Annotated in this window: 25 protein-coding genes; 20 read left to right on the top strand and 5 right to left on the bottom strand. The window is 61.5% G+C overall.

Annotated features, from left to right (window positions below):
* Positions 1-74 precede the first annotated feature (74 nt).
* The 3 genes from RS694_RS18910 to RS694_RS18900 all read left to right on the top strand — a co-directional run bounded on the left by RS694_RS18910 (position 75) and on the right by RS694_RS18900 (position 2,831).
* A complete protein-coding gene (locus RS694_RS18910) occupies positions 75-1,256 on the top strand; it encodes an MFS transporter (RefSeq protein WP_029706626.1) in 1,182 nt (393 codons plus the stop codon).
* Between the two features lie 46 nt (positions 1,257-1,302).
* Positions 1,303-1,800, top strand: coding sequence for a single-stranded DNA-binding protein (gene ssb / locus RS694_RS18905; protein WP_029706625.1), 498 nt, complete (start codon positions 1,303-1,305; stop codon positions 1,798-1,800).
* 113 nt (positions 1,801-1,913) lie between these two features.
* Complete coding sequence (locus RS694_RS18900; protein ID WP_081708565.1) at positions 1,914-2,831, top strand: acyl-CoA thioesterase; 918 nt, start codon at positions 1,914-1,916, stop codon at positions 2,829-2,831.
* Between the two features lies 1 nt (position 2,832).
* Here RS694_RS18900 and mnmA read toward each other — a convergent pair whose 3' ends face one another.
* From mnmA to RS694_RS18885, 3 genes are read right to left on the bottom strand one after another with little or no spacing between them, the layout of a single operon-like run.
* Positions 2,833-3,960: a tRNA 2-thiouridine(34) synthase MnmA gene (mnmA, locus tag RS694_RS18895; protein ID WP_029706623.1), complete on the bottom strand. Its 1,128-nt coding sequence runs from the start codon at positions 3,958-3,960 to the stop codon at positions 2,833-2,835.
* Positions 3,961-3,990: 30 nt separating this feature from the next.
* Positions 3,991-4,755, bottom strand: a complete 765-nt coding sequence (locus RS694_RS18890) for a sulfite exporter TauE/SafE family protein (protein ID WP_029706622.1) — start codon at positions 4,753-4,755, stop codon at positions 3,991-3,993.
* The gene (locus RS694_RS18885) at positions 4,755-5,237 is read right to left on the bottom strand and encodes an NUDIX hydrolase (protein WP_037246863.1); all 483 of its coding nucleotides are present in this window, start codon (positions 5,235-5,237) and stop codon (positions 4,755-4,757) included. Before RS694_RS18885 ends, RS694_RS18890 begins: the two co-directional genes overlap by 1 nt.
* A 178-nt stretch (positions 5,238-5,415) precedes the next feature.
* On the opposite strand from RS694_RS18885, the gene RS694_RS18880 reads away from it, so the two are divergent.
* From RS694_RS18880 to RS694_RS18865, 4 genes are all read left to right on the top strand, one after another.
* Positions 5,416-7,026: a Re/Si-specific NAD(P)(+) transhydrogenase subunit alpha gene (locus RS694_RS18880; protein ID WP_029706620.1), complete on the top strand. Its 1,611-nt coding sequence runs from the start codon at positions 5,416-5,418 to the stop codon at positions 7,024-7,026.
* A gap of 12 nt (positions 7,027-7,038) precedes the next feature.
* Positions 7,039-8,451 (top strand): Re/Si-specific NAD(P)(+) transhydrogenase subunit beta, encoded by a 1,413-nt coding sequence (gene pntB, locus RS694_RS18875; protein ID WP_029706619.1) that lies wholly within the window; start codon positions 7,039-7,041, stop codon positions 8,449-8,451.
* A gap of 95 nt (positions 8,452-8,546) precedes the next feature.
* Positions 8,547-10,220: a long-chain-fatty-acid--CoA ligase gene (locus RS694_RS18870; protein WP_029706618.1), complete on the top strand. Its 1,674-nt coding sequence runs from the start codon at positions 8,547-8,549 to the stop codon at positions 10,218-10,220.
* Between the two features lie 280 nt (positions 10,221-10,500).
* Entirely contained in the window at positions 10,501-11,244 is a 744-nt protein-coding gene (locus RS694_RS18865; protein ID WP_029706617.1) for a 5'-methylthioadenosine/adenosylhomocysteine nucleosidase, read from the top strand.
* Positions 11,245-11,297: 53 nt separating this feature from the next.
* On the opposite strand, the gene corA is transcribed toward RS694_RS18865, so the two are convergent.
* Entirely contained in the window at positions 11,298-12,287 is a 990-nt protein-coding gene (gene corA / locus RS694_RS18860) for a magnesium/cobalt transporter CorA (protein ID WP_029706616.1), read from the bottom strand.
* Positions 12,288-12,644: 357 nt separating this feature from the next.
* On the opposite strand from corA, the gene hpf reads away from it, so the two are divergent.
* The 3 genes from hpf to hprK all read left to right on the top strand — a co-directional run bounded on the left by hpf (position 12,645) and on the right by hprK (position 14,492).
* A complete protein-coding gene (hpf, locus tag RS694_RS18855) occupies positions 12,645-12,974 on the top strand; it encodes a ribosome hibernation-promoting factor, HPF/YfiA family (protein ID WP_029706615.1) in 330 nt (109 codons plus the stop codon).
* A 74-nt stretch (positions 12,975-13,048) separates the two neighbouring features.
* Entirely contained in the window at positions 13,049-13,516 is a 468-nt protein-coding gene (locus RS694_RS18850; RefSeq protein WP_029706614.1) for a PTS sugar transporter subunit IIA, read from the top strand.
* A gap of 25 nt (positions 13,517-13,541) precedes the next feature.
* A complete protein-coding gene (hprK, locus tag RS694_RS18845; protein ID WP_029706613.1) occupies positions 13,542-14,492 on the top strand; it encodes an HPr(Ser) kinase/phosphatase in 951 nt (316 codons plus the stop codon).
* A 148-nt stretch (positions 14,493-14,640) separates the two neighbouring features.
* On the opposite strand, the gene fur is transcribed toward hprK, so the two are convergent.
* Positions 14,641-15,069, bottom strand: a complete 429-nt coding sequence (gene fur / locus RS694_RS18840) for a ferric iron uptake transcriptional regulator (protein ID WP_029706612.1) — start codon at positions 15,067-15,069, stop codon at positions 14,641-14,643.
* An 84-nt stretch (positions 15,070-15,153) separates the two neighbouring features.
* On the opposite strand from fur, the gene RS694_RS18835 reads away from it, so the two are divergent.
* From RS694_RS18835 to holA, 10 genes are all read left to right on the top strand, one after another.
* Positions 15,154-15,693, top strand: a complete 540-nt coding sequence (locus tag RS694_RS18835; protein WP_029706611.1) for an outer membrane protein assembly factor BamE — start codon at positions 15,154-15,156, stop codon at positions 15,691-15,693.
* A gap of 32 nt (positions 15,694-15,725) precedes the next feature.
* Positions 15,726-16,529: a 4-hydroxy-tetrahydrodipicolinate reductase gene (gene dapB / locus RS694_RS18830; protein WP_029706610.1), complete on the top strand. Its 804-nt coding sequence runs from the start codon at positions 15,726-15,728 to the stop codon at positions 16,527-16,529.
* A complete protein-coding gene (locus RS694_RS18825; protein ID WP_029706608.1) occupies positions 16,526-17,173 on the top strand; it encodes a MotA/TolQ/ExbB proton channel family protein in 648 nt (215 codons plus the stop codon). Before dapB ends, RS694_RS18825 begins: the two co-directional genes overlap by 4 nt.
* 154 nt (positions 17,174-17,327) lie before the next feature.
* Positions 17,328-17,765 (top strand): ExbD/TolR family protein, encoded by a 438-nt coding sequence (locus RS694_RS18820; RefSeq protein WP_029706607.1) that lies wholly within the window; start codon positions 17,328-17,330, stop codon positions 17,763-17,765.
* A gap of 69 nt (positions 17,766-17,834) precedes the next feature.
* Positions 17,835-20,585, top strand: coding sequence for a leucine--tRNA ligase (leuS, locus tag RS694_RS18815; protein WP_029706606.1), 2,751 nt, complete (start codon positions 17,835-17,837; stop codon positions 20,583-20,585).
* A 1-nt stretch (position 20,586) separates the two neighbouring features.
* Positions 20,587-21,090, top strand: a complete 504-nt coding sequence (locus tag RS694_RS18810; protein ID WP_029706605.1) for an LPS-assembly lipoprotein LptE — start codon at positions 20,587-20,589, stop codon at positions 21,088-21,090.
* Between the two features lie 4 nt (positions 21,091-21,094).
* Complete coding sequence (locus RS694_RS18805) at positions 21,095-21,574, top strand: Lrp/AsnC family transcriptional regulator (RefSeq protein ID WP_029706604.1); 480 nt, start codon at positions 21,095-21,097, stop codon at positions 21,572-21,574.
* A 142-nt stretch (positions 21,575-21,716) separates the two neighbouring features.
* On the top strand, positions 21,717-22,769 hold the full coding sequence (locus tag RS694_RS18800) for an ornithine cyclodeaminase (RefSeq protein WP_029706602.1): 1,053 nt from the start codon (positions 21,717-21,719) through the stop codon (positions 22,767-22,769).
* Entirely contained in the window at positions 22,766-23,674 is a 909-nt protein-coding gene (locus RS694_RS18795; protein WP_029706601.1) for an arginase, read from the top strand. Before RS694_RS18800 ends, RS694_RS18795 begins: the two co-directional genes overlap by 4 nt.
* Before the next feature lie 197 nt (positions 23,675-23,871).
* Positions 23,872-24,972, top strand: a complete 1,101-nt coding sequence (gene holA / locus RS694_RS18790) for a DNA polymerase III subunit delta (protein ID WP_029706599.1) — start codon at positions 23,872-23,874, stop codon at positions 24,970-24,972.
* The last annotated feature ends 50 nt before the right edge of the window (positions 24,973-25,022 follow it).

Below are 25,022 nucleotides of genomic sequence, written 5' to 3'. Positions count from 1 at the left end.
GCCTACCCTGGGCCTGCGCCGCCTTTTGTCTACGAGCGCCTGTTGTGCCTACGCCCGCCCTGCCTGATACCACCATGACGCCCCAAGAGCGTCGCTCCAGTGCCTCTTTGGCCCTTATTTTTGCCCTGCGCATGCTGGGCCTGTTCCTGGTACTCCCCGTGTTTGCCCTGGAGGCGCGGCGCTATCCGGGGGGGAGTGACCCGGCGCTGGTGGGGCTGGCCATGGGCATTTATGGCCTGACGCAGGGGCTGCTGCAGATTCCCTTTGGCATGGCATCGGACCGTTTTGGGCGCAAACCGGTCATCGTGGTGGGCTTGGTCATATTTGCGGCGGGCAGTGCCCTGGCCGCCTGGGCGCCCAGTCTGTCCTGGCTGGTGGCTGGGCGGGCGCTGCAGGGAGCTGGGGCCATTTCAGCCGCTGTGACCGCTCTCTTGGCCGACCAGACACGTGACCTGGTGCGCACCAAAGCCATGGCGCTGATTGGGGCCTGCATCGGTCTGATGTTTGCCTTGTCCCTGGTGCTGTCGCCCTTGCTGGCGGCCCGTATCGGCCTGCATGGCCTGTTTGTGCTGACGGCTGTGCTGGCGCTGGGGGGCATCGTGGTGGTGCTCTGGTGGGTGCCTGCGGAGCCGGCCCAGCCGGTCGTGCAGGCACGCGGAGGCCTGGCCGAGGTGTTGCGCCACCCGGCGCTGCTGCGCCTGGACTTTGGCGTATTTGTGTTGCATGCCGTGCAATTGGCGATGTGGGTGGCACTGCCTGCCCTGCTGGTACAGGCGGGGCTGGCCCAAGACCAACACTGGCAGGTCTATCTGCCTGCTGTGCTGGCCTCTTTCCTGGTCATGGGCGTTTCGCTGTTTCCGCTGGAGAAGCGCGGTTACCTGCGTGCCGTATTTTTGGTGGCGGTAGGCCTGATTGCCATGGTGCAGATGGGTTTGTTGCTCGCCCAGGCCCAGCCCTCGGTGCCTGTACTGGCGTTGTTGTTATTCGTCTTTTTCTGCGGTTTCAATGTGCTGGAGGCCAGCCAGCCCAGCCTGGCTTCACGTGTGGCCCCGGCCCATGTTCGCGGCACGGCGCTGGGCGTTTACAACACCCTGCAGTCTTTGGGCTTTTTTGTGGGCGGGGTGGCCGGGGGCTGGCTGCTCAAACATGCGGGCCCACAAGGCCTGTTTGCGGTTTGTGTGGTCGCCATGCTGGCCTGGCTGGTCGTGGCCTGGCCCATGCGGGCTCCGTCGCCCAAGGCGCCGGATGGGCCGTAAAACGGCTCTAATGGCAGGATAATCATCGACTAATCTGGAGAAAACCATGGCATCCGTCAATAAAGTCATTCTGGTCGGCAACTGCGGGCGCGACCCTGAAATCCGTTACCTGCCCTCGGGCCAGGCCGTGGCCAACATCAGCATCGCGACCACCAGCCGCCGCAAGAACCGCGATACCGGCGAGAACATGGAAGAAACCCAATGGCACCGCGTCACCTTCTACGAGCGCCTGGCCGAAATCGTGGGTGAATATGTCAAAAAGGGCGCTCCCATCTACGTGGAAGGCCGTCTGAAGTACGGTAAATACACCGACCAGGCCGGCGTGGAAAAGAACACCGTGGACATCATCGCCACCGAGATGCAACTGCTGGGTGGCCGCGAAGGCATGGGCGGCCCGCGCGGTGGCGACGAGGGTGGTGCCCCCGCACCGCGCCGTGCGCCTCCGGCAGCCGCCCCGCGTGCTGCAGCCCCGGCGCCCCGCCAGGCGCCTGCACCGCGCCCGGCCAGTGGTTTTGACGACATGGACGATGACATCCCGTTCTAAAGTCTGCCTCTGTTGAACAGACACACAAACCCCGGTGAGCACACGCTTGCCGGGGTTTGTGCTTTCCAGCGCCACGGCGCATCCAACCCACCCGTTTCTTTACCAATCCCGCAATGCAAAAACAGGAAGTCCCCACCCTGAAGACCGTGCCCATCCCGCTGGCCAGCAGCACTGCGCTGACGCAGTTGCTGGGCCTGTTTGCGCTGGACAACGTCAAACCCGACCACTACGTCGGGCAAAGCCTGGACCTGGGGTTTCGCAACCTGTTTGGAGGGCACATCCTGGGGCAGGCGCTGGTGGCGGCTGGCAATACCTGCGAACAACGCCACGCGCATTCCCTGCATGCCTATTTCATCCGTGGTGGTGACCCACGGGCGCCGATTGACTACACCGTAGACCGCATTCGCGACGGCAGCAGCTTCAGCGTGCGCCGTGTGACGGCCTCGCAAGGCGGCAAGGCCATCCTGATCCTCTCATCGTCCTTTCAGGTCGACGAGGCGGGGCTGGAGCACCACGTGGCCATGCCGCAGGTGCCACCGCCAGAGTCGCTGCCCGCGTTTATCAACACCGCCCGCCCGGTGCCGGAACTGATTCCTGAGGCCTCCGCGTCTCTTACTTCGCGCGATCTGGCCATCGAGATCCGGTCGGTGGACCCGGTCAACCCGCTGCAGCCCGAAGTCAAAGACCCGGTGCAGTACATCTGGTTCCGTGCGGCTGGTCCGGTGCCAAACGACAAGGCGCTGCAGAAATGCCTGCTGGCCTACGCCTCGGACTTCAGCCTGTTGAGCACCTGTCTGCGCCCGCACGGTGTCACCTACTACCAGCCCGACATGGTCACGGCGAGCCTGGACCATGCGATGTGGTTCTACCGGGACTTTGCGGTGGATGACTGGTTGCTGTACGCCTGCAGCAGCCCGATTTCCGGGCATTCGCGGGGCTTGAACCACGGCAACATCTTCAGCCGCGATGGCAAGCTGGTGGCCTGTGTGGCGCAAGAGGGCCTGATCCGCCAGTTGCGGTCCGGCGGCTGACTCAGGCCAGTGCGGCAGCAGGCTGGGCGGCCGCAATCACGCCACCGCCCAGGCACACCTCGCCGTCGTACAACACGGCCGACTGGCCGGGTGTCACGGCCCATTGGTTTTCACTGAACTGCAGCGCAAAGTCCGGCCCCTGGGCGCTTTCCACCTGGCAGGCCGCGTCGCTCTGGCGGTAACGGGTTTTGGCGGCGATGGCGCGTGCCGCAGGCGCCTCACCGCTGACCCAGCTCGCATCCTGGGCTTGCAGCGACAGCGACTGCAGCCACGGGTGGTCGTGTCCCTGTACCACCCACAGGGTGTTGGTTTCCATGTCCTTGCGCGCCACAAACCACGGTGCGTGTTCACCACCACCGCGTTGTGCGCCTTTGGCCTTGAGGCCGCCGATGCCCAGGCCCTGGCGCTGGCCCAGCGTGTAGAAGGACAAACCCACGTGCTGGCCTATCGTGCGGCCCTTGGCGTCCTTGATCGGGCCGGGCTCCTTGGAGATATAACGGTTCAGGAATTCGCGGAACGGGCGCTCGCCGATGAAGCAGATGCCGGTGGAGTCTTTCTTCTTGGCGTTGGGCAACTGCATTTCTTCGGCAATGCGGCGCACTTCGGTCTTGTGCAATTCACCCACCGGGAACAGCGTTTTGGACAGCTGGGCCTGGTTCAACCGGTGCAAGAAATAGCTTTGGTCCTTGGATGCGTCCAGGCCCTTGAGCAGTTCGTGTTTGCCCGTGCCTTCATTCGAGCGCACCCTTGCATAGTGACCTGTCGCGATCTTTTCGGCACCCAGGCGCATCGCGTGGTCCAGAAAGGCCTTGAACTTGATTTCTGCGTTGCACAGGATGTCCGGGTTGGGCGTGCGTCCGGCCTGGTATTCGCGCAGGAATTCGGAGAACACGCGGTCTTTGTAGTCGGCTGCAAAGTTGACGTGTTCGATCTCGATGCCAATCACGTCGGCCACGGCGGCGGCGTCCACAAAGTCGATGTTGGATGAGCAGTATTCGCTGTCGTCGTCATCTTCCCAGTTCTTCATGAAGATGCCGATGACCTCATGGCCCTGTTGTTTGAGCAGGTGTGCAGTCACCGCGGAATCGACCCCGCCACTCAAACCCACCACGACCCGTTGCTTTTTCATAGGCCTAAATTGTAGGCAGATGACTGGTTTTCAACCGGTGCGTAGGAAAAACACCGTACTCATGGCAAGGCCAGTGGCGATCACGATGCCGCGTACCCACTGCACGGGCAGACGCCGTGCCAGCCGCGCGCCGGCAAACCCGCCCAGTGTGGCCGCCACCATCATCAGTGCTGCCTCGCGCCAGACAATGGCCCCGGCCCAGGCAAAAGCCGCGACGGAAAGTATGGACAGCACAAAGGAGTTGAGGTTTTTCAGCGCATTGACCGTGTGCAGGCGTGTTTCTCCACTCAGTGTGTACAGCGCCATCAGCAGAATGCCCAGCCCGCCATTGAAATAACCGCCGTATACCGCCACGACAAACAGCGCCGGCGTGTGCCAGGCGGCGAGGCTGTTGGTACCGGTTTGTGCACTTTGGCTGCGGCGCGCCAGAACCGGCCCCAGCATGAACAGCAAGGTTGCAAACAGCAGCAACCAGGGCACCAGACCCGAAAACAAGCGTGCGGGGGTAACCAAGAGCAGGATGGCCCCACACACACCACCCACGGCCGATACCAGAATTTCACGGCGCAAGAGACTGCGGTCCAGCGCTCGCAGCTCGGTCTTGAAGCCCCAGACGCCCCCCAGATAGCCGGGGCTCACTGCCAGTGCACTGGTGGCATTGGCCGCAATCGGTGGAATGCCTGCGTAGACCAGCGCAGGGAAGGTTAGAAAGCTGCCGCCACCGGCGACGGAATTCAGTACGCCAGCACCAAAGGCCGCCGCACCCAACAGGGCGAAAGTGCTGGTGTTGTCCATCAACGGATCTCGGGGTGGTAGACGGTGGCGTCGGTGGTGACCAGGGAGAGCGGGTAGCGCCGACCGGCCAGGTAGTCATCGAGGCAGCGCAGTAGCAAAGGGCTGCGGTGGCGCTCGGGGCAGGCACGAATTTCGGCCTCGCTCATCCACAGGGTGCGCTCGATACCGGTGTCCAGCGGGCGTTGCGCGTCGAATGCACCCACGTCGCCGCAGTAGGCAAAACGCATATAGGTCACGTCTTCTGCCCCACGCTGAAAGCGCGACAGGTAAACGCCTATGAGTGCCGTGGGAGTGAAGCCATGGGCGGTTTCTTCCAGCACTTCACGGGTGCAGGCCTCTTCGGGAGACTCGGCCGGGTCCAGATGGCCCGCCGGGTTGTTCAGGCGCAGGCCTTCGGCAGTGTGTTCTTCGACCAGCAGGAAGCGGCCGTCTTTCTCGATGACGGCAGCGACCGTCACATTGGGTTTCCATCGTGCATCCATGCGGTGGATTATGGGCATGGAAGGTTGGGCTGTTTTGCGCTGGCTGTCGCCCAAGCGGCGCCAGAGGGGCGTTTGCGCAGGCAAATTCAGTTAAAGTTGCCGCCCAGATACCTTTCGCGAAGCTTACCGTCGCGAACATGCCCCAGGCTAACCCCCATCCAAATTGAGGAGTCGCTTCATGCAGACCAGTGTTTCCACTGAAAAAGGACAGCGTATCGGTGTCCCCCGAGAAATCTTCCCGGGGGAGAAGCGGGTGGCAACGGTCCCCGATGTGGTGGAAAAGCTGATCAAGCTGGGCTTCCAGGTCAGCGTGGAATCGGGTGCAGGCGATGCCGCCAACTTTGACGACGACAGCTACCGTGCTGCGGGCGCCACGGTGGTCGCAACCGCCGCCGAGTTGTGGGCGCAATCGGACATCGTGTTCAAGGTGCGCGGCCCATCAAGCGACGAAGTAGGGCTGCTGCGCGAAGGCGGCTCGCTGATCAGTTTTATCTGGCCCGCACAAAATCCCGAACTGTTGCAGCAACTGGCTGCCAAAAAGGCGACGGTGCTGGCGATTGACGCGTTGCCACGCACATTGAGCCGTGCCCAGAAGATGGATGCATTGACCTCCATGGCCGGTGTCAGCGGCTACCGTGCCGTCATTGAAGCTGCCAATGCCTTTGGCCGTTTTTTCAATGGACAGATCACGGCCGCAGGCAAGGTGCCTCCCGCCAAGGTGTTCATCGCTGGTGCCGGCGTGGCCGGTTTGGCGGCCATTGGCACCGCGGCCAGCTTGGGTGCCATCGTGCGTGCCAATGACACGCGCGCTGAAGTGGCCGACCAGGTCACCTCGCTGGGTGGCGAGTTCGTCAAGGTGGATTACGAAGAAGAGGGCGGCGGTGGCGGCGGGTACGCCAAGGTCATGTCCGAAGGCTTCCAGGCCGCGCAGCGTGCCATGTACGCGCAGCAGGCCAAAGAAGTCGACATCATCATCACCACCGCGCTGATCCCCGGCAAGCCTGCACCCAAGCTCATCACCGCCGAGATGGTGCGCACCATGAAGCCCGGCAGCGTGATTGTCGACATGGCGGCCGAGCAGGGCGGCAACTGCGAGCTGACCGAACCCGGCCAAGCCGTGGTGAAACACGGTGTGACCATCGTGGGTTACACGGACCTGGCATCGCGCCTAGCCAAACAGTCGTCCACGCTGTACGCGACCAACCTGTTCCGTCTGAGCGAGGAACTGTGCAAGACCAAAGACGGTATTGCCAACGTCAACATGGAAGACGACGCCATCCGTGGCCTGACCGTCATCAAGGAAGGGCAGGTTACCTGGCCTGCACCAGCACCCAAGCTGCCCGCGGTTCCTGCGGCTGCGGCCAAAGCGGCCCCGGTGGTGGCGAAGAAGCCAGCCCATGGACACGGCGCTGCGAGCGAGCCCATGTCGGCCAAGAGTCTTGTCATTTTGATGGCCGTGGCGGCGCTTTTTTTCTGGCTGATCGGCAGTTATGCGCCAGCCGCGTTCCTGGGTCACTTCACCGTGTTTGTGTTGGCCTGTTTTGTGGGCTACATGGTGGTGTGGAACGTCAAGCCCGCGTTGCATACGCCGCTCATGAGTGTGACCAATGCCATCAGCAGCATCATCGCCATCGGCGCGCTGGTGCAGGTGTCTCCGCTGGGCGGTGCCGGGGGACGGCCTGACAGCCTCATCACCTGGCTGGCGGCTGCGGCCATTTTGCTGACGGCCATCAATATGTTTGGCGGCTTTGCCGTCACCCAGCGCATGCTGGCCATGTTCCGCAAGTAAGGAGACCCGAAGATGTCTGCAAGTTTGGCTACGGTCTCCTACATTGGCGCGACCATTCTTTTTATCCTGAGCCTGGGCGGATTGTCCAATCAGTCCACCGCGCTGCGCGGTAATCTGTATGGCATGGTGGGCATGGCGCTCGCTGTGCTGGCCACGGTGTTTGGCCCGACAGTGACCGTCGCCGGGCTTCCCTGGATTGCTGGGGCCATGGTGTTGGGCGGCGGCGTGGGCCTGTACGCGGCCCGCACCGTGCAAATGACCCAGATGCCCGAGCTGGTGGCACTGATGCACAGCATGGTGGGTCTGGCCGCCTGCCTGGTCGGTTTTGCCAGTTATGTCGATACCTCCATCCAGCACACCGGTGCCGAAAAGGCGATCCACGATGTGGAGATCTACATCGGTATCCTGATTGGTGCGGTCACTTTCTCCGGTTCACTGATCGCCTTTGGCAAGCTCAACGGCAAGATCGGCGGCAAGCCCCTGCTGTTGCCAGGCCGCCATTTGCTGAATCTGGCCGGCCTGCTGGTGGTGATCTGGTTCGGACGCGAATTCATCCAGTCGACCTCGGTGGCCGAGGGAATGACGCCGCTGATCGTGATGACTGTGGTGGCGCTGTTGTTTGGCGTGCACATGGTGATGGCCATTGGTGGCGCCGACATGCCCGTGGTGGTGTCCATGCTTAACAGCTACTCCGGCTGGGCCGCAGCGGCCACCGGTTTCATGCTGTCCAACGACCTGTTGATCGTGACCGGTGCGCTGGTCGGATCCAGTGGCGCCATCCTGTCTTACATCATGTGCAATGCCATGAACCGCAGCTTCATCAGCGTGATTGCAGGCGGCTTCGGAACCACCAGTGCGGCACCCAAGCCCGCGGCGGGCGCTGCGCAACCGGCTGGCGAAGTGGTAGCCGTCAATGCGGCGGAAACTGCCGAGCTGCTGCGCGAAGCCAAGAGCGTGATCATCGTTCCCGGCTACGGCATGGCCGTGGCACAGGCCCAGCACACCGTGTTTGAAATCACGCGCACATTGCGTGAAAAAGGTGTCAATGTGCGCTTCGGTATCCACCCGGTGGCCGGGCGCATGCCGGGTCACATGAACGTGCTGCTGGCCGAAGCCAAGGTGCCCTACGACATCGTGTTCGAGATGGAGGAAATCAACGACGACTTCCCTGCGACCGATGTGGTGATGGTGATTGGCGCCAACGACATCGTGAATCCGTCGGCGCAGGACGATCCGACCAGCCCGATCGCCGGCATGCCGGTGCTCGAAGTCTGGAAGGCCAAGACCTCCATCGTGATGAAGCGCAGCATGGCCTCGGGCTACGCCGGCGTGGATAACCCTTTGTTCTACAAGGAAAACAACCGCATGTTGTTTGGCGACGCCAAGAAAATGCTCGACGAGGTTCTGACCGTCCTGAAAACTTGAGGAATACGGGCGAATACTAGGGAAAACACAAGCCCGCCCGCCCCGCTAGACCATGAAAATACACGGTCGCGAATTTTGATAAACGGAGACAAGACATGACAGACCGCATTTGGCTCAAGAGCTACCCGCAAGGGGTGCCTGCCGACATCAACACCACCCAGTACACCTCGCTGGTGGCCCTGATGGAGGAGAGCTTCAAGAAGTACGCTGGCCGCACAGCCTACAACTTCATGGGCAAGGAAGTGAGCTACGCCCAGACCGACAGCCTGAGCCAGGCGTTCGCGGGTTATCTGCAGGGCTTGGGACTGGTCAAGGGTGACCGTGTGGCGATCATGATGCCCAACGTGCCCCAGTACCCCGTGGCAGTGGCCGGCATCCTGCGTGCCGGTTTTGTCGTCGTTAACGTCAATCCGCTTTACACCCCGCGTGAACTGGAGCACCAGCTCAAGGACTCGGGCGCCAAAGCCATCGTCATCATCGAAAACTTCGCCACAACGCTGGAAAAGTGCATTGCCGCCACTCCGGTCAAGCATGTGGTGTTGTGCGCCATGGGCGACCAGTTGGGCCTGCTCAAGGGCACGCTGGTCAACTATGTCGTGCGCAACGTCAAGAAGATGGTGCCTGCCTACAACTTGCCCGGTGCCGTGCGCTTTAACGCCGCAGTGGCCAAGGGCACGAATGCCAAGTTCACCAAGCCCGACATCAAAGCCGATGACGTGGCTGTGCTGCAGTACACCGGCGGTACCACCGGTGTCTCCAAGGGCGCAGTGCTTCTGCACCGCAATGTGATTGCCAACGTGCTGCAGTCCGAGGCCTGGAATGACCCGGTCATGAAGAAGGTCCCCGCCAACGAGCAGCCCACCGGCGTGTGCGCTTTGCCGCTGTACCACATCTTCGCGTTTACGGTCGGCATGATGCTGTCCATGCGCACGGGTGGCAAGCTGATCCTGATCCCCAATCCGCGTGACATTCCCGCGGTGCTCAAGGAATTGTCCAAACACACCATCCACAGCTTCCCGGCCGTGAACACGCTGTTCAATGGCCTGGCGAATCACCCCGATTTCAACACGGTGGACTGGAGCCATCTGAAGATTTCCGTGGGCGGCGGTACAGCCGTGCAAAGCGGTGTGGCCAAGCTGTGGTTCGACAAGACCGGTTGCCCGATCTGCGAAGGTTATGGCCTGAGCGAGACCTCGCCGTCCGCCAGTTGCAACCCCGTCACCTCCAAGGAATACACCGGCACCATCGGTATTCCCTTGCCAAATACCTACCTGAAGTTGCTGGACGACGACGGCAATGAAGTGCCGGTGGGCCAGTCCGGCGAAATCGCCATCAAGGGTCCGCAGGTAATGGCTGGTTATTGGCAGCGTCCCGATGAAACCGCCAAGGTCATGACCCCAGATGGTTTCTTCAAGTCGGGTGACATTGGCGTCGTCGATGAGCGCGGCTTCTTCAAGATTGTGGACCGCAAGAAGGACATGATTTTGGTGAGCGGCTTCAACGTGTTCCCCACCGAACTCGAAGACGTGGTCGCACAGATGCCCGGCATCATGGAGTGCGCGTGTGTAGGTGTGGTCGACGCGAAAACCGGCGAAGCCGTCAAGCTGGTCATCGTCAAGAAAGATGCCGACGTGACCGAAGCCGACGTGCGTGCCTACTGCAAGGAAAACCTCACGGGTTACAAACAGCCCAAGGTGATTGAGTTCCGTACCGAGTTGCCAAAGACTCCGGTGGGCAAGATTCTGCGCCGCGAGTTGCGTGACAAATAACACTCCATAAGTAACGTCTTTCCAGCGTTATCTCTAAAGCGGCCTTCGGGCCGCTTTTTTATGGCTTGGCGCTACTTCTGGTTCGGGCGGGTTGGGTGCTCTGTTCCGTACGTGTCCCCCGCCCGCTTTGCGGGCTCCTCCTTTACCTCCCGGAACAGAACACCCACCCCACCCGAGCCTGTGCGGTTTTAGTGTGCCTACCGTGGCAATCCTAGTGTCGAGCGGATACCTCGTGCCATCAGCGGAGTCAGAGAAAAGGAAGCCGCTACGATGACGACCTATGACTGATCGCACACCCACCGCCATCCTCAGCGCCCTCGCAGAAGAACAGCAAGGCCTGATAGCCCAACTGCAGAGCTCTCGCCGTGTGCATCACGCCGGACGCGACTTCTGGTGTGGCGAGTTGCACGGTCAGCCCGTAGTGTTGGGCCTCTCCAGAATCGGCAAGGTGGCTGCGGCCACGACCACGGCAGCCCTGATTGAAAAATTTGGTGTGGCCCGTGTGGTGTTTACCGGCGTTGCGGGTGGTGTGGGTGCTGATGTGCAGGTGGGCGACGTGGTTGTGGGCAGTGGCTTTGTTCAGCACGATATGGACGCCTCACCACTGTTCCCGCGTTATGAGATTCCGCTGACGGGCCAAGCGGTGTATGCGGGTGACGCCGCGCTGACGGCCCGGTTGCTGCAGGCCAGCCAAGCAGCGTTGCGCTCCGCCCCTGTGGCGGGCTATCGTGCGCAAGTGCACCAAGGATTGATCGCCAGTGGTGACCGGTTTGTGAATGGTGCGGCTGAATCAGCCGCGCTGGTGCTGGCTTTACAAAATGCGGGGCACCAGCCGTTGGCTGTGGAAATGGAAGGTGCGGCGGTGGCCCAGGTCTGTGCGGACTATGGCATTCCTTTTGCGGCCGTACGCACCATCTCGGACCGGGCTGACGACAGTGCGCATGTGGATTTCCCGCAGTTTGTCAGTGCGATTGCCAGCGTTTACGCGCGGTCCATCGTCATGGAATTGCTGCTTTTGCTATAGTTTGTATAGCTTCTTGCGCAATATCCATAAGGGCTGGAGGCTAATTTTGCTTGTTATTGCTTGAGCCAACCACGTTTGCGGAAGTACCACATCGGTCCCAGCGCACTGGCCGCCATCAGCCCCAGCGCATAGGGGTAGCCCAGCGCCCAGTCCAGTTCGGGCATGAACTTGAAATTCATGCCGTAAATGCTGGCAATCAGTGTGGGCGGCAGCAAGGCCACGCTGGCCACCGAGAAGATCTTGATGATCTTGTTCTGGTTGATGTTGATGAAACCGACCGTGGCATCCATCAAGAAGTTGATCTTGTCGAACAGGAAAGCGGTGTGCGAGTCCAGTGAATCGATGTCGCGCAGAATCTGCCGCGCCTCTTCAAACTGCTCGCCATTGAGCATCTTGCTGCGCATCATGAAACTCACGGCGCGGCGGGTGTCCATCACGTTGCGGCGTATGCGCCCGTTCATGTCTTCGTGGCGCGCGATGGCACCCAGCACTTCACTGGCCATGGCATCGGTCACATCGCCGGACAGCACCTTGTTGCTGACCTTTTCCAGCTCATCGTAAATGCCTTCGAGCGTGTCGGCCGAGTATTCGGCGTCGGCATCAAACAGCTTGAGCAGCACTTCCTTGGCGTCTTCGATCAGGCCGGGTGCGCGGCGTGCACGCATGCGCAGCAAGCGAAACACCGGCACGTCTTCATCGTGGATGGAAAACAGCACGCCCTTGCTCTTGAGGCCGTCGTTCACCAGGTTCAGGATGAAGGCCACGCGCACCGTGCGCGGTTCGTCGTCATCGGCAATCAAGAAGTCGCTGCGGATGTGGAGCTCGCCGTTGTCTTCAGCGTAAAAGCGCGCAGATTCCTCGATGTCCTCGTCCATCGCGTCTTCGGGGATGGACAGGCCGTAGTACTGCTTGACCCAGCGCTTTTCTTCAGGCGTGGGGGATTCCAGGTCAACCCAGATGGGCTGGTATTGCGAAAGCTCTTCCAGCGATTCGATCTCTTCCTGGAAGAGGCGTCCGTTGGCGAGCGTAAAGATGTTGAGCATGGCTCACTCCCGGGGTTGGGTTGCATCGGCAGGTGGGGTGGTGGCTGCTTTCAACCCCAGGGCCGTGTGGCGGGAGTTGAAAGCTACCGACTGGGGTAGTTTTCCAAGGAGCGCTCTCCAGAATCAAAGAAGCCCAAATTATCGCATTGCGCAAGACCATTTGCATCCTCCGGGATGTGGGCCGAATAAAGCAATAACCGTATTGCTGCAGCGCATTAAAAAAAGCAATTGCAAATGCTTTGGTTCGGGCGCATAGTGGGTCGCAAGGCAGTAAGTTTCTGACAATTTTTTGGTTTGTCTGCCGCAGGTCCCAAGGCCTGCGGCTTTTTCAACCCCGAGAGCAACTGGAGGCTATTTATGAATTTGACGATCAGCGGTCACCACCTGGAAGTTACCCCCGCCTTACGTACCTATGTGACCAACAAGCTCGATCGCATCATGCGGCACTTTGATCAGGTCGTGGATGTCAAGGTGCTGCTCACCGTGGAGAAACTAAAGGAGAAAGAACGACGCCAGCGTGCGGAATGCAATATCCACGTCAAGGGCAGCGACATGTTTGCCGAGAGTGCCCATGAGGACCTTTATGCCGCCGTGGATGATCTGGTTGACAAACTCGACCGGCAAGTGGTGCGCCACAAAGACCGTGTGCAGAACCACCACCACGAAGCACCCAAACGCCTGATGTAGGCCACGGGTGTCCCACCGGAAAACCGCCCCTTCTACCGGGCGGTTTTTTTATGTGCATAATCCGCTTCCACACCATGAATCGACTCGCCAGCATCCTGACCCCTGCGCAAGTGCAAGCGCAAGTCGACGTCACCAGTAAAAAACGGGCTTTTGAAGAAGCCGGGCTGTTGTTCGAAAACCTGCATGGCCTCAGCCGTGCACTGGTCACCGACAGCCTGTTTTCCCGTGAACGTCTGGGCTCCACCGGTTTGGGGCATGGCGTGGCCATCCCCCATGGCCGTATCAAGGGCCTGAAGGCGCCGCTGGCGGCGGTGTTCCAGTTGGCCCAGCCGATTGGCTTCGATGCCCCGGACGATCAGGCGGTCAGTCTGTTGATCTTCCTGCTGGTGCCCGAAGCGGCTACCCAGAAACACCTGGAAATCCTGTCCGAAATCGCAGAATTGCTGAGCGACTCTGCCTTGCGCGAGCAACTCACCGCATGTACGGACAGCCTCAAACTGCATAGCCTGATTGCCGGCTGGCAGTCGGCGCAGGTCAGCTGATCCTTTTGCAGGTCAGCGGCTTCCTGTGAAACCCACCGCTGTCAGTGCTGACGTCCTCTTTGAGGAGTTCCGCGCCCACTTGCGCTGGGAGTGGGTCGCCGGTCTGGGCGCTTCCGAGCGGCGTTTTGACGAAGTTGCCGTCAGCGCAGCCCGCTCCGGCGCCGACCTGGTCGGTTACCTCAACTACATCCATCCTTACCGCGTGCAGATTCTGGGTGCACGGGAAGTCGCCTATATCACCAGTGCCTCGCCCGAGGATTGCGCGCGTCGCATTGCCCGCATCGTGACGCTGGAGCCACCGGTCCTGATCCTGGCCGATGGACAGAGTGCACCCGAGGCGCTGCTGTCCATGTGTGAACGGGCGCAGATTCCAATGTTCGCTACCAAGGAGTCTTCGGCCTTCGTTATCGATGTGCTGCGGGCCTACCTGTCCAAGCACTTCGCCGAGCGCACCTCCATGCATGGCGTGTTCATGGACATTCTGGGGCTGGGCGTGCTCATCACCGGCGAGTCGGGGTTGGGCAAGAGTGAGCTGGGGCTGGAGCTGATCTCACGTGGAAATGGCCTGGTGGCCGATGATGCGGTCGACCTGTTTCGCATCAACCAGACCACGATTGAAGGACGCTGCCCGGAGTTGCTGCAAAACCTGCTGGAAGTGCGCGGCATCGGCCTGCTCGATATCCGCGGCATCTTTGGTGAGACCGCAGTGCGCCGCAAGATGCGCCTCAAGCTGATCGTGCACCTGGTGCGCCGCGAGACTCTGGAGCGTGAGTACGAGCGCATCCCCTACGAGCCGCTGACCCAGGACGTACTGGGCGTGCCCGTGCGCAAGGTGGTGATCCAGGTGGTGGCGGGGCGCAATATTGCGGTGCTGGTGGAGGCTGCCGTGCGTAACACCATCCTGCAACTGCGTGGCATCGACACGTACCAGGAATTTGTCGAGCGGCATCGCAAGGCGATGGAAAAAGGCGGGTAGCGCCTTTTCACGAAAAAGGCGCCTACTCTTCCATCGGAGAGAAGGCAATTTGCCGCTGGGCCGCCCCAAGGCGTCTGAGCCGCTTGGCGGTCAGCCCCGACAGGGAAATTAGGGCAGAGACCCGCGCAGCGGCGGAGCGTGGGGGCTCTTATTTCGTTTTGTTAGGGCACTTGTCTTTGGTGCAGGTCGCGTAAAGACTCAGCGCGTGGTCAGCGATGGAGAAACCTTTGGCCTTGGCCACTGCGTGCTGGCGTTTCTCGATTTCCGCGTCGTAAAACTCTTCCACCTTGCCGCAGTCCAGGCACACCAAGTGGTCGTGGTGTTGTCCTTCGTTGAGTTCGTAGACCGCCTTGCCCGATTCAAAATGGCTGCGACTCAGGATGCTGGCCTGCTCAAACTGGGTCAGCACCCGGTAAACCGTGGCCAGGCCCACATCGGCATGTTCCTGCAACAGCACGCGAAACACGTCTTCCGCCGTCATATGGCGCTGGGTGCCGCGCTGGAATACTTCCAGAATTTTGAGCCGGGGGCCAGTGGCTTTGAGTCCGGTACTTTTCAGTTCGTCAATGTTGGTCATGGGCGGTGTTCCGGCGCAGGGGCTAGGGCGGTTGGCAGAGCGTCAACCGCTACAATGACGCGATCATATCGCCCCTACACCTCCATGTCTGAACTCCCTCGCCAGCGCCGCATCTTCCTCTTGTTGGGGCTTGCCTGTCTGGGTCTGGCGGCGTGCAAAAGCCTGCCACCGACCAGCCAGTTGATGACCACTGTCTCGCCCTACAAAATTGATGTCGTGCAGGGCAACGTGGTGACGCGTGAACAACTGGCCGTTCTCAAGCCCGGCATGCCGCGGATGACGGTGCGCGACGTATTGGGCACCCCGCTGCTCACCAGCGTGTTCCACGCTGAGCGTTGGGACTATGTGTTTACTCTGCGCCGCCAGGGGGCGGAGCCCCAGTCGCGCAAAGTGACTGTGTTCTTCAAGGACGATGTGCTGGAACGCATCGAGGCAGATGAGCTGCCCAGCGAATCCGAATTCGCGGCAACCCTGAAGTCCCAGGCCAATCCCGGCCCTTTGCCTGCGCTGCAAGCGCCAGCCGGTAGCCTGGAAAAATTCCCGGCAGCCACACAGCCGACTCCGGCACCCGTGGTGCCAGCGACCCCCGCCAATTACCCGCCCCTCGAGCCCGCTACCCGTTAGGGCTCCCCACGACTGCGTACAGGACAGGGAACATGACCCACAAAATTGCCATTGCTGGCGCTTCCGGCCGCATGGGCCATATGTTGATTGAGGCCGTTCAGGCGGCCGGCGATTGTGTGCTTACGGGGGCGCTGGACGTTGCCGCCAGCCCGGCCGTGGGCACAGACGCCGGTGCATTTGCGGGCCACCCCACGGGGGTGCTGATCACTTCCGATATCCGCGAAGGCCTGCAGTCCAGCCAGGTGGTGATTGACTTTACACGGCCCGAGGGCACCTTGGCACACTTGTACGTGTGCCGCGAACTGGGTGTAGCCGCGGTCATTGGCACCACCGGTTTTGCCGAGGCGCAAAAGGCAGAAATCGCTGCCATCGCGCGCGACATTCCGATCATGATGGCGCCCAACATGAGTGTGGGCGTGAACGTCACGCTCAAGCTGCTCGAAATGGCTGCCAAGGCGCTGGCCACGGGTTACGACATTGAAATCGTCGAGGCACACCACCGCCATAAGGTCGATGCGCCTTCGGGCACGGCACTCAAGATGGGCGAGGTGATTGCCGGGGCGCTGGGCCGCGATTTGAAGGACTGCGCGGTGTACGCCCGTGAAGGTGTGACCGGTGAGCGCGATCCGTCTTCCATTGGTTTTGCCACTATCCGCGGGGGGGACATCGTGGGTGACCACACGGTGCTGTTTGCCGGCACCGGTGAACGCATCGAGATTTCCCACAAGTCCTCCAGCCGGGCCACCTACGCCCAGGGCAGCCTGCGCGCCGTGCGTTTTCTGGCGACGCAAAAGTCCGGCTTGTTCGACATGTTTGACGTGCTCGGCCTGAAATGACTGTGATGGGCCTGCTGTTCAAGGGTGATGCCGTGAGCAGCGCGGTGGCGGTGGTGTTGCTGTGCATGTCGGTGTGCAGCTGGGTCGTGATCCTGTGGAAGTCGTGGTTGCTACAGCGTGCCCATACGGATGTCGCCCGCAGCACAGCCGCCTTCTGGCAGGCGCCTGCGATGGACGACGCCTTGCGCACCTTGCCGGCGTTTGACCGCGAAGCGCTGGTGCTGCCCCTGGTGCAAGCCACCCAGGTGCAGCAGACCGGAACACTGGGCGCTGCGGGCGACCGATCCCAACAGCTGACCCGCGTATTGCGGGATGCCCTGCACGGCGTATTGCGCAAGCTGCAGTCCGGCCAGGTCTTGCTGGCCACGGTGGGCTCCACCGCGCCTTTTGTCGGTTTACTGGGCACGGTATGGGGCATCTACCATGCGCTGATCGGCATTGCCGGTACTGGCCAGATCAGCATTGATCAGGTGTCCGGCCCTGTGGGTGAGGCCTTGATCATGACGGCCGCCGGACTGGCAGTGGCCATACCCGCGGTGCTGGGCTACAACATCCTGGGCCGTTTCATTGGCCGGATTGAAGCCGATCTGGAGGGGTTTGCGCTGGATTTGCGTGAACTCCTGTTGAGCCAGACCAAGCCATGAACGCAGCAACTCGCCGCCGGGCCGCCCCAAGGCGAGTTAGCCCCCTCGGGGGGCAGCGACCCGCTCACGCATCTGCTGTCGCAGATGCGCTCACGTTGTGGCAATACGCCCAGCACGGCCTGCAGGCCGTGCGTGGGTGGAGCGTGGGGGCCACATGACTTTCGGCCGTCTTGAACGCACCCAGGGCCCACAGCCCATGAGCGAGATCAACATGACGCCGCTGGTGGACGTGATGTTGGTGCTGGTCGTCATCTTCATCATCACGGCACCCCTGATGGTCAGCGCGCTCAAGGTCGATCTGCCCAAGGCAGAAGGCGCCAGCAACATGGATGCGCCCAAGTTCGTCAGCCTGACGGTGGACAAGTCGGGCCAGGTGTTTGTGGATGACAAGCCGCTGGTGGGCGATGCACTGGAAGCCCGCCTGAAGCAATCCGCGCAGCAAAACCCCGATACCGAAGTCCAACTGCGCGCCGACACCACGGTGCCCTATGGACGGGTGGCCGAGGTGATGGGCGTAGTCCAGAAGGCCGGTCTCAACCGCATCGGCTTTGTGACCGAAACACCAACACCGCTTGCGCCTGCGCCGAACTGAGCCGTACAGCGCCTAAAATCGGCAACAACAAGCCTTTCTTCTGGCGGCCCCTGCGCTGCCCCGTTCCCCATGCAAGACAAATACCAGCACCTCGACGTTGAAAAAGCCGCCCATGCGCATTGGGCGCAGCCTTTGTGGAATGGCCGCGATGCCTACCGTGTGATCGAAGACGCGTCCAAGAAGAAGTTCTACGCCTGCTCCATGCTGCCTTACCCCAGCGGCAAACTCCACATGGGCCATGTGCGCAACTACACGATCAACGACATGCTCACGCGTTACCTGCGCATGAACGGCTACAACGTGTTGATGCCCATGGGCTGGGATGCGTTTGGCCTGCCGGCTGAAAATGCGGCACTGAAAAACGGCGTGCCACCTGCCAAGTGGACCTACGAAAACATCGCCTACATGAAGAGCCAGATGCAGGCCATGGGCCTGGCGATTGACTGGTCACGTGAAGTGGCAACGTGTGACCCGCAGTATTACAAGTGGAACCAGTGGCTGTTCCTCAAAATGCTGGAAAAGGGCATTGCCTACCGCAAGACCCAGATCGTCAACTGGGACCCGGTGGACCAGACCGTGCTGGCCAACGAGCAGGTCATCGACGGCAAGGGCTGGCGCACCGGTGCCACGGTAGAGAAGCGCGAGATCCCCGGCTACTACCTGAAGATCACCGACTACGCGCAAGAGCTGTTGGGCCAGGTGCAAGACGGCCTGCCAGGTTGGCCCGAGCGCGTGAAGCTGATGCAGGAAAACTGGATTGGCAAGAGCGAAGGCGTGCGTTTTGCGTTTACCCACGACATCAAGGACGATACCGGTGCGTTGATCGGGTCATCGGTAGACGCACCCGCAGGCGCGTCGGGCCGCATGTACGTGTTCACCACACGTGCCGACACCATCATGGGCGTGACCTTCTGTGCTGTGGCGCCGGAGCATCCGTTGGCGGTGCACGCTGCCCAGTCCAATGCCAAGCTGGCCGCCTTCATTGAGGAGTGCAAGGCCGGTGGTACCACCGAGGCCGAACTGGCCGTCAAGGAAAAACTGGGCATGCCCACGGGCCTGCAGGTCACACATCCGCTGACCGGCCGCGCCATCGACGTCTGGGTTGGCAACTATGTGCTCATGGGTTACGGCGATGGCGCCGTGATGGGCGTGCCTGCACACGACGAGCGCGACTTCGCGTTTGCCAAGAAATACAACCTGCCTATCCACGATGTGGTGCATGTAGACGGCTTGACCTACGACCACGCGCAGTGGCAGGACTGGTATGGCGACAAGCAACGCGGTGTGACCGTCAACTCTGATGTGTTCAGCGGCCTGTCGTACAAGGAAGCGGTCAACGCGGTGGCCAAGGCATTGGCCGCCCTGGGGCTGGGCGAGAAGAAAACCACCTGGCGCCTGCGCGACTGGGGCGTGAGCCGCCAGCGTTACTGGGGCACGCCGATTCCCATCATCCATTGTGATGAACACGGCGCGGTGCCGGTGCCGGAAAAAGACCTGCCGGTAGTGCTGCCGATGGATTGCATTCCCGATGGCTCCGGCAACCCGCTGCACAAACACGAAGGTTTCCACGCCGGTGTGGTCTGCCCTATTTGCGGCAAGGCGGCACGGCGCGAAACCGACACCATGGACACCTTTGTGGATTCGTCCTGGTACTTCATGCGCTACTGCGACCCGCACAACACCGATGCGATGGTGGCGGGTGGCACCGACTACTGGATGCGCGATCAGAACCTGGCCACCGGTGGCAGTGGCATGGACCAGTACATCGGCGGTATCGAACACGCCATCCTGCACTTGCTGTACGCACGTTTCTGGACCAAGGTCATGCGCGACCTGGGGCTTGTGAAGGTGGACGAACCTTTCACCAAATTGCTCACGCAGGGCATGGTGCTGAACCACATCTACTCGCGCCGCACCGACAAGGGTGGCAAGGAGTACTTTTGGCCGCACGACGTGGAACATGTGTTTGACGCGGCCGGCAAGATCGTTGGCGCCAAGCTCATCAATGCGGTGGGCGATTTGCTCGTGGGCACACCCATTGACTACGAGGGCGTGGGCACCATGTCCAAGTCCAAGAACAACGGTGTCGACCCGCAGGCGCTGATCGCCAAGTACGGCGCCGACACTGCGCGCCTTTACACCATGTTCACCGCACCGCCCGAGGCCACGCTGGAGTGGAACGACGCCGCAGTGGAAGGTAGCTACCGTTTCCTGCGCCGCGTGTGGAACTTCGGCTACAAGTTATCTGCTATGGATTCAGGAGCTGCTCGCGCAAGCACTGCGGGGGCTACAGGACTGAAAGATGTTGAATTCAGCAAGGAAGCCAAGGCCCTGCGTCTGGAAATGCACACCGTGCTCAAGCAGGTGGATTACGACTACCAGCGCATGCAGTACAACACCGTGGTCTCTGGCGCCATGAAGATGATCAACGCGCTGGAAGACTTCAAGGCGCTGGACTCGGCAGACGGTCAGGTTGCGGTGATCGAAGGCTTCGGCATCCTGTTGCGCTGCCTGTACCCGGCTACGCCGCACCTTGCGCACGCCCTCTGGGCCGAGCTGGGCTATGCGGGCGCGTTGGGCGATATTCTCGACGCGCCCTGGCCACAGGTGGATGATTCCGCTTTGCAGCAGGACGAGATCGAACTGGTGCTGCAGATCAACGGCAAGCTGCGTGGCTCGGTGCTGGTGCCGTCGGGCGCGGACAAGGCGGCTATTGAGAAGCTGGCCCTGGCCTGCGACACCTTTGTGCAATTTGCGGCAGGTGCACCGGCCAAGAAGGTCGTCGTGGTCCCCGGCCGTCTGGTCAACGTGGTGATCTGACATGCAGCGCCGCAGTCTGCTCACACTAGTCCTGGTTGCCAGCCTGCTGCCGGGCTGCGGCTTCCAGTTGCGCAGCAAACAAACGTTTGTATTCCAGACCATTGCTGTCACGCCGGAGAACGGTGGTGGTGTGGCCACCGATATGGCACGTTACCTGGGTGGCATGGTGCGCCCTGTGGCGCCTGCAGCAGCAGGGCAACCCGCGCCCGATGTGATTCTGGACATCCTGCAGGAGCTGCGCGAGAAGACCGTGGTGGGTGTGAACGCCTCGGGCCAGGTGCGCGAGTTCCAGTTGCGCACACGGGTGCGCTTTCGCCTGCGTACCCCCCTGGGGCGCGAGTTGATCGCCCCCACTGAAATCGTGCAACAGCGTGACATCAGCTTCAACGAATCTGCAGTGCTGGCCAAAGAGGCCGAAGAAAGCTTGCTGTACCGCGACATGCAGACCGACATCGTGCAGCAGTTGTTGCGCCGCCTGGCTGCCGTGAAAAGCCTGGAGCAGTAGCCCCGTGCAGTTTGACCGTGTGGACCAAACCCTGCTGGAGCTGCTGCAACGCGATGGCCGCATGAGCGCGCAGGCGCTGTCCGAGGTGGTCAACTTGTCGGCCCGCGCCACGCTCAACCGCGTGCGCCGGCTCGAAGAAGATGGCCTGATCGAAGGCTACCGCGCCATGCTGCACCGCGCAGCTTTGGGCGAACATGTCTCGGTGTTCGCCGAGATCGCGCTCAAGGACCAGCGCCAGGCCTCCGTGCAACGCTTTGAGCAGGCCATGGTGGCCTGTCCCGAGGTGATTGCCTGTTACCTGGTGAGCGGCCGCTACGACTACCTGGTGCGCTTGGCATGCCGTGATCTGGCACACTACCGCGACCTCACCAACACCTGGATTGACGATGTAGGCCTGGGCATCGACAAGGTGGTCACCAGCACCGAGCTGCAAACGGTCAAGGAATTCGCGGGCTTTCCGCTGATGGTCCGCGACCGGGCCTGAACCGCGGCCTTTTGCACAAAACTTCCGAAACGGAAGTTGTCTCGCGCAAAGCCAGCGTTTTGCGCCCTTTACGGCACCCGCTTCGTCGGCTGCTGTCGTACCCCCAAACCTACAATTTTCTGAATACTTCAGGAGATGCGTCATGACACGCTACATCGACGTTGCGGACATGCAGCAACTGGTTTTGCAACACGGCGCGGCCCGCATGATGGCCGAGATGGCCGATACCCTTCGCGAAGACTTTCTGCGCTGGGAAGACTTTGACAAATCTCCGCGCACGGCCAACCACAGCACCAACGGCGTGATCGAGCTGATGCCCGTGTCGGATGACGCGTTGTACGCGTTCAAGTACGTCAATGGCCACCCCAAGAACCCGCTGCAGGGCCTGTCCACCGTGATGGCTTTTGGTGTGCTGGCCGACGTGGCCACCGGTTACCCCGAACTGCTCAGCGAGTTGACCATCACCACTGCACTGCGCACCGCCGCCACATCGGCCATTGCGGCCAAGGCGCTGGCGCGCCCAAACAGCAAGACCATGGCCTTGATTGGCAACGGCTCGCAAAGCGAGTTCCAGGCCATTGCGTTCATGACCCAGTTGGGCATCACCACGCTGCGTGTGTTTGATGTGGACAGCCAAGCCACCGACAAGATGGTCGCCAACCTGCGTCCCTTTACCGACAGCGGCGCGCTCAAAATCGTGCGCTGCGCCTCCACGCGCGAAGCCGTACAGAGCGCCGACATCGTGACCACGGTCACCGCCGACAAGACCAACGCCACCATCCTCACCGCCGACATGATCGAACCCGGCATGCACCTCAACGCCGTGGGCGGCGACTGCCCCGGCAAGACCGAACTGCAGGCCAGCATCCTCGACCGTGCCAAGGTGTTCGTGGAGTTTGAGCCACAGACCCGCGTGGAAGGCGAGCTGCAGCAAATGCCTGCGGACTTCCAGACCTATCCTTTGTGGAAAGTGTTGGCGGGTACCCAAGTGGGCCGTGACAACGCAGAGCAAGTCACGCTGTTTGACTCGGTTGGTTTTGCGCTGGAAGACCTCTCTGCCTTGCGTTATGTGCACCAGTTGGCGCAGAAGCTCGGCATCGGTAGCACGGTTGACCTGGTGCCGGATCTGAAAGACCCCAAGGACCTGTTTGGTTGTGCCACCGCCGCACGCCCTGTGCTGCGCAAAGCCGCATGAACGCCCGCGTACTGCACCTGATTGGCGCCGAAGTCGGCGAGGGCGCCAGCGATGGCGGTTGCAAGTGGGGTGCTGCTGCGCTGCGTGAACACGGCATCGCGCAGGGCCTGGCCGCCACCGGCCGTACCGTCACTTGGGGCGAGAGCGTCACCGCGCAGCCACGCCTGGCCACCAGCCGCCTGGGCGCGATTGAAGCGTTTTCCGGAGAACTGGCCACCGCAGTGGAAAAGGTGCTGCACCTGGGTCAACAACCACTGGTCGTCGGTGGCGACCATTCCTGCGCTGTAGGCACTTGGAGCGCAGTGGCCGAAACATTGCGGCCACAAGGCACGCTGGGCCTGATCTGGATCGACGCGCATCTGGACGCGCACACGCCCGACACCTCCGACAGCCAGGCGCCGCACGGTATGCCGCTAGCGGCACTGCTGGGCCATGGCTCCGAAGGCATGACCGGCCTGTATGGCTGGAGGGGCAAGCTCTTACCGCAGAACGTGGTGGTGATTGGCGCGCGCAGCTACGAACCGGCAGAAGTCGACCTGTTGGCGCAACTCAACGTGCGTGTGATGTTCATGCCCGAGGTGCTGGAGCGCGGCTTTGCCGCATGTTTTGAAGAAGCGCGCCAACGTGTGCAGGCCAGTACCGCGGGCTGGGGCATCAGCTTCGACCTCGATGGCCTGGACCCGCTGGACGCGCCCGGTACCGGCACACCCGTGGAAACTGGCATCCGCCTGGCCGATGCGTTGCAAGTTCTGGCCGGTTGCAGCCAAGACCCGAGCTTTGTCGCCATGGAGCTGACCGAATACAACCCGCTGCGCGACTTTGGCGGCCGCACGGCCCAGGCGGCGACGCAACTGGTGTGCGCCGCATTGGCCCCGGCTGCCAGCACACTCGAACTGGCGGCTTGAGGCGGCGCGGACACATACCTCCGTTTGGGCTGAGCCTGTCGAAGCCTCGGTGCTCTTCTGATGCAATCCGTTCGCGTTGCGCTTGTCGAAACACAGCGTTGACGAGCCAAGCCTTGTTGAGGGTTTCGACAAGCTCAGCCCGAACGAAGGGGGTCGTAGTCCTATCTTCAATGATGAGCGCCTTGTAAACTCGCACCATGCAAATCGGCGCCAACCAGCTCACCAACCACCTGCAACGCGGGCTCAAAAGCCTGTACACGCTGCACGGCGACGAACCGCTGCTGCAGCAGGAAGCGCTCGATGCCATCCGCGCCGTGGCGCGCGAACAGGGCTACACCGAACGCACCTCACACACTGTGGCCGGTGCCCACTTCGACTGGAGCGAAGTGCTGGCCGCAGGCGGCAGTCTGAGCCTGTTTGCCGACAAACAAATCGTTGAAATCCGCATCCCCAGTGGCAAGCCCGGCAAGGATGGCAGCGTTGCCTTGCAGCAGTTAGCCGTTGCGGCGCAGGGCAACGACACGTTGCTCACCATCGTGTTGCTGCCGCGCCTGGACAAGATGACCAAATCCAGCGCCTGGTTCGGCGCACTGGATGGCAACGGTGTCACGCTGGAAGTGAGTCCGGTGGAGCGTAATGCGCTGCCCACCTGGATCGCCCAACGCCTGGGTGCGCAGGGTCAGCGTGTGGAGCCTGGTGAACAAGGCCAGCGCACGCTGCAGTTTTTCGCCGACCGTGTGGAAGGCAACCTGCTCGCCGCGCACCAGGAAATCCAGAAACTCGGGCTGCTGTTTCCTGCCGAAGCCAATGGTGGTGTGTTGACGTTCGAACAGGTGGAAAGCGCCGTGCTCAATGTCGCGCGTTACGACGTGTTCAAACTCAGCGAAGCCGTACTGGCTGGCCAAGCCCAGCGCGTGCAGCGCATGCTCGACGGCCTGCAGGCCGAAGGCGAAGCCGAGGTGCTGGTGCACTACACACTGGCCGAAGACATCCGCGCCTTGAAACGCGTGAAAGACGCCATCGCCGAAGGCCGACCCCTGCCTATGGCCCTGCGCGAGAACCGTATCTGGGGCCCGCGCGAACGCCTGTTTGAGCGCGTGCTGCCACGTTTGTCGGAAAGCAAGTTGGCCGAACTGCTGCAGTCCGCGCACGTGGTGGACGGCATTGTCAAAGGCCTCAAACAGCCCGACTGGCCGACCACGGGCTGGCAGGCACTGCATCGGTTGGCGTTGCAGCTGTGTGGCCTGTGTGCGGTGGCGCCTGCGGGTGCCGGGAATTTCCAAAACCGTTCGCGCTAATTGATGGGTAAGGAGTATTGGCTTCGCTCTCTTTTACCAACGCTACGTAA

Source organism: Rhodoferax saidenbachensis (assembly GCF_001955715.1).
GTDB lineage: Bacteria > Pseudomonadota > Gammaproteobacteria > Burkholderiales > Burkholderiaceae_C > Allorhodoferax > Allorhodoferax saidenbachensis.
The sequence above is the reverse complement of the archived record's forward strand: the minus strand, read 5'-3'. Positions and strand labels throughout refer to the sequence as shown.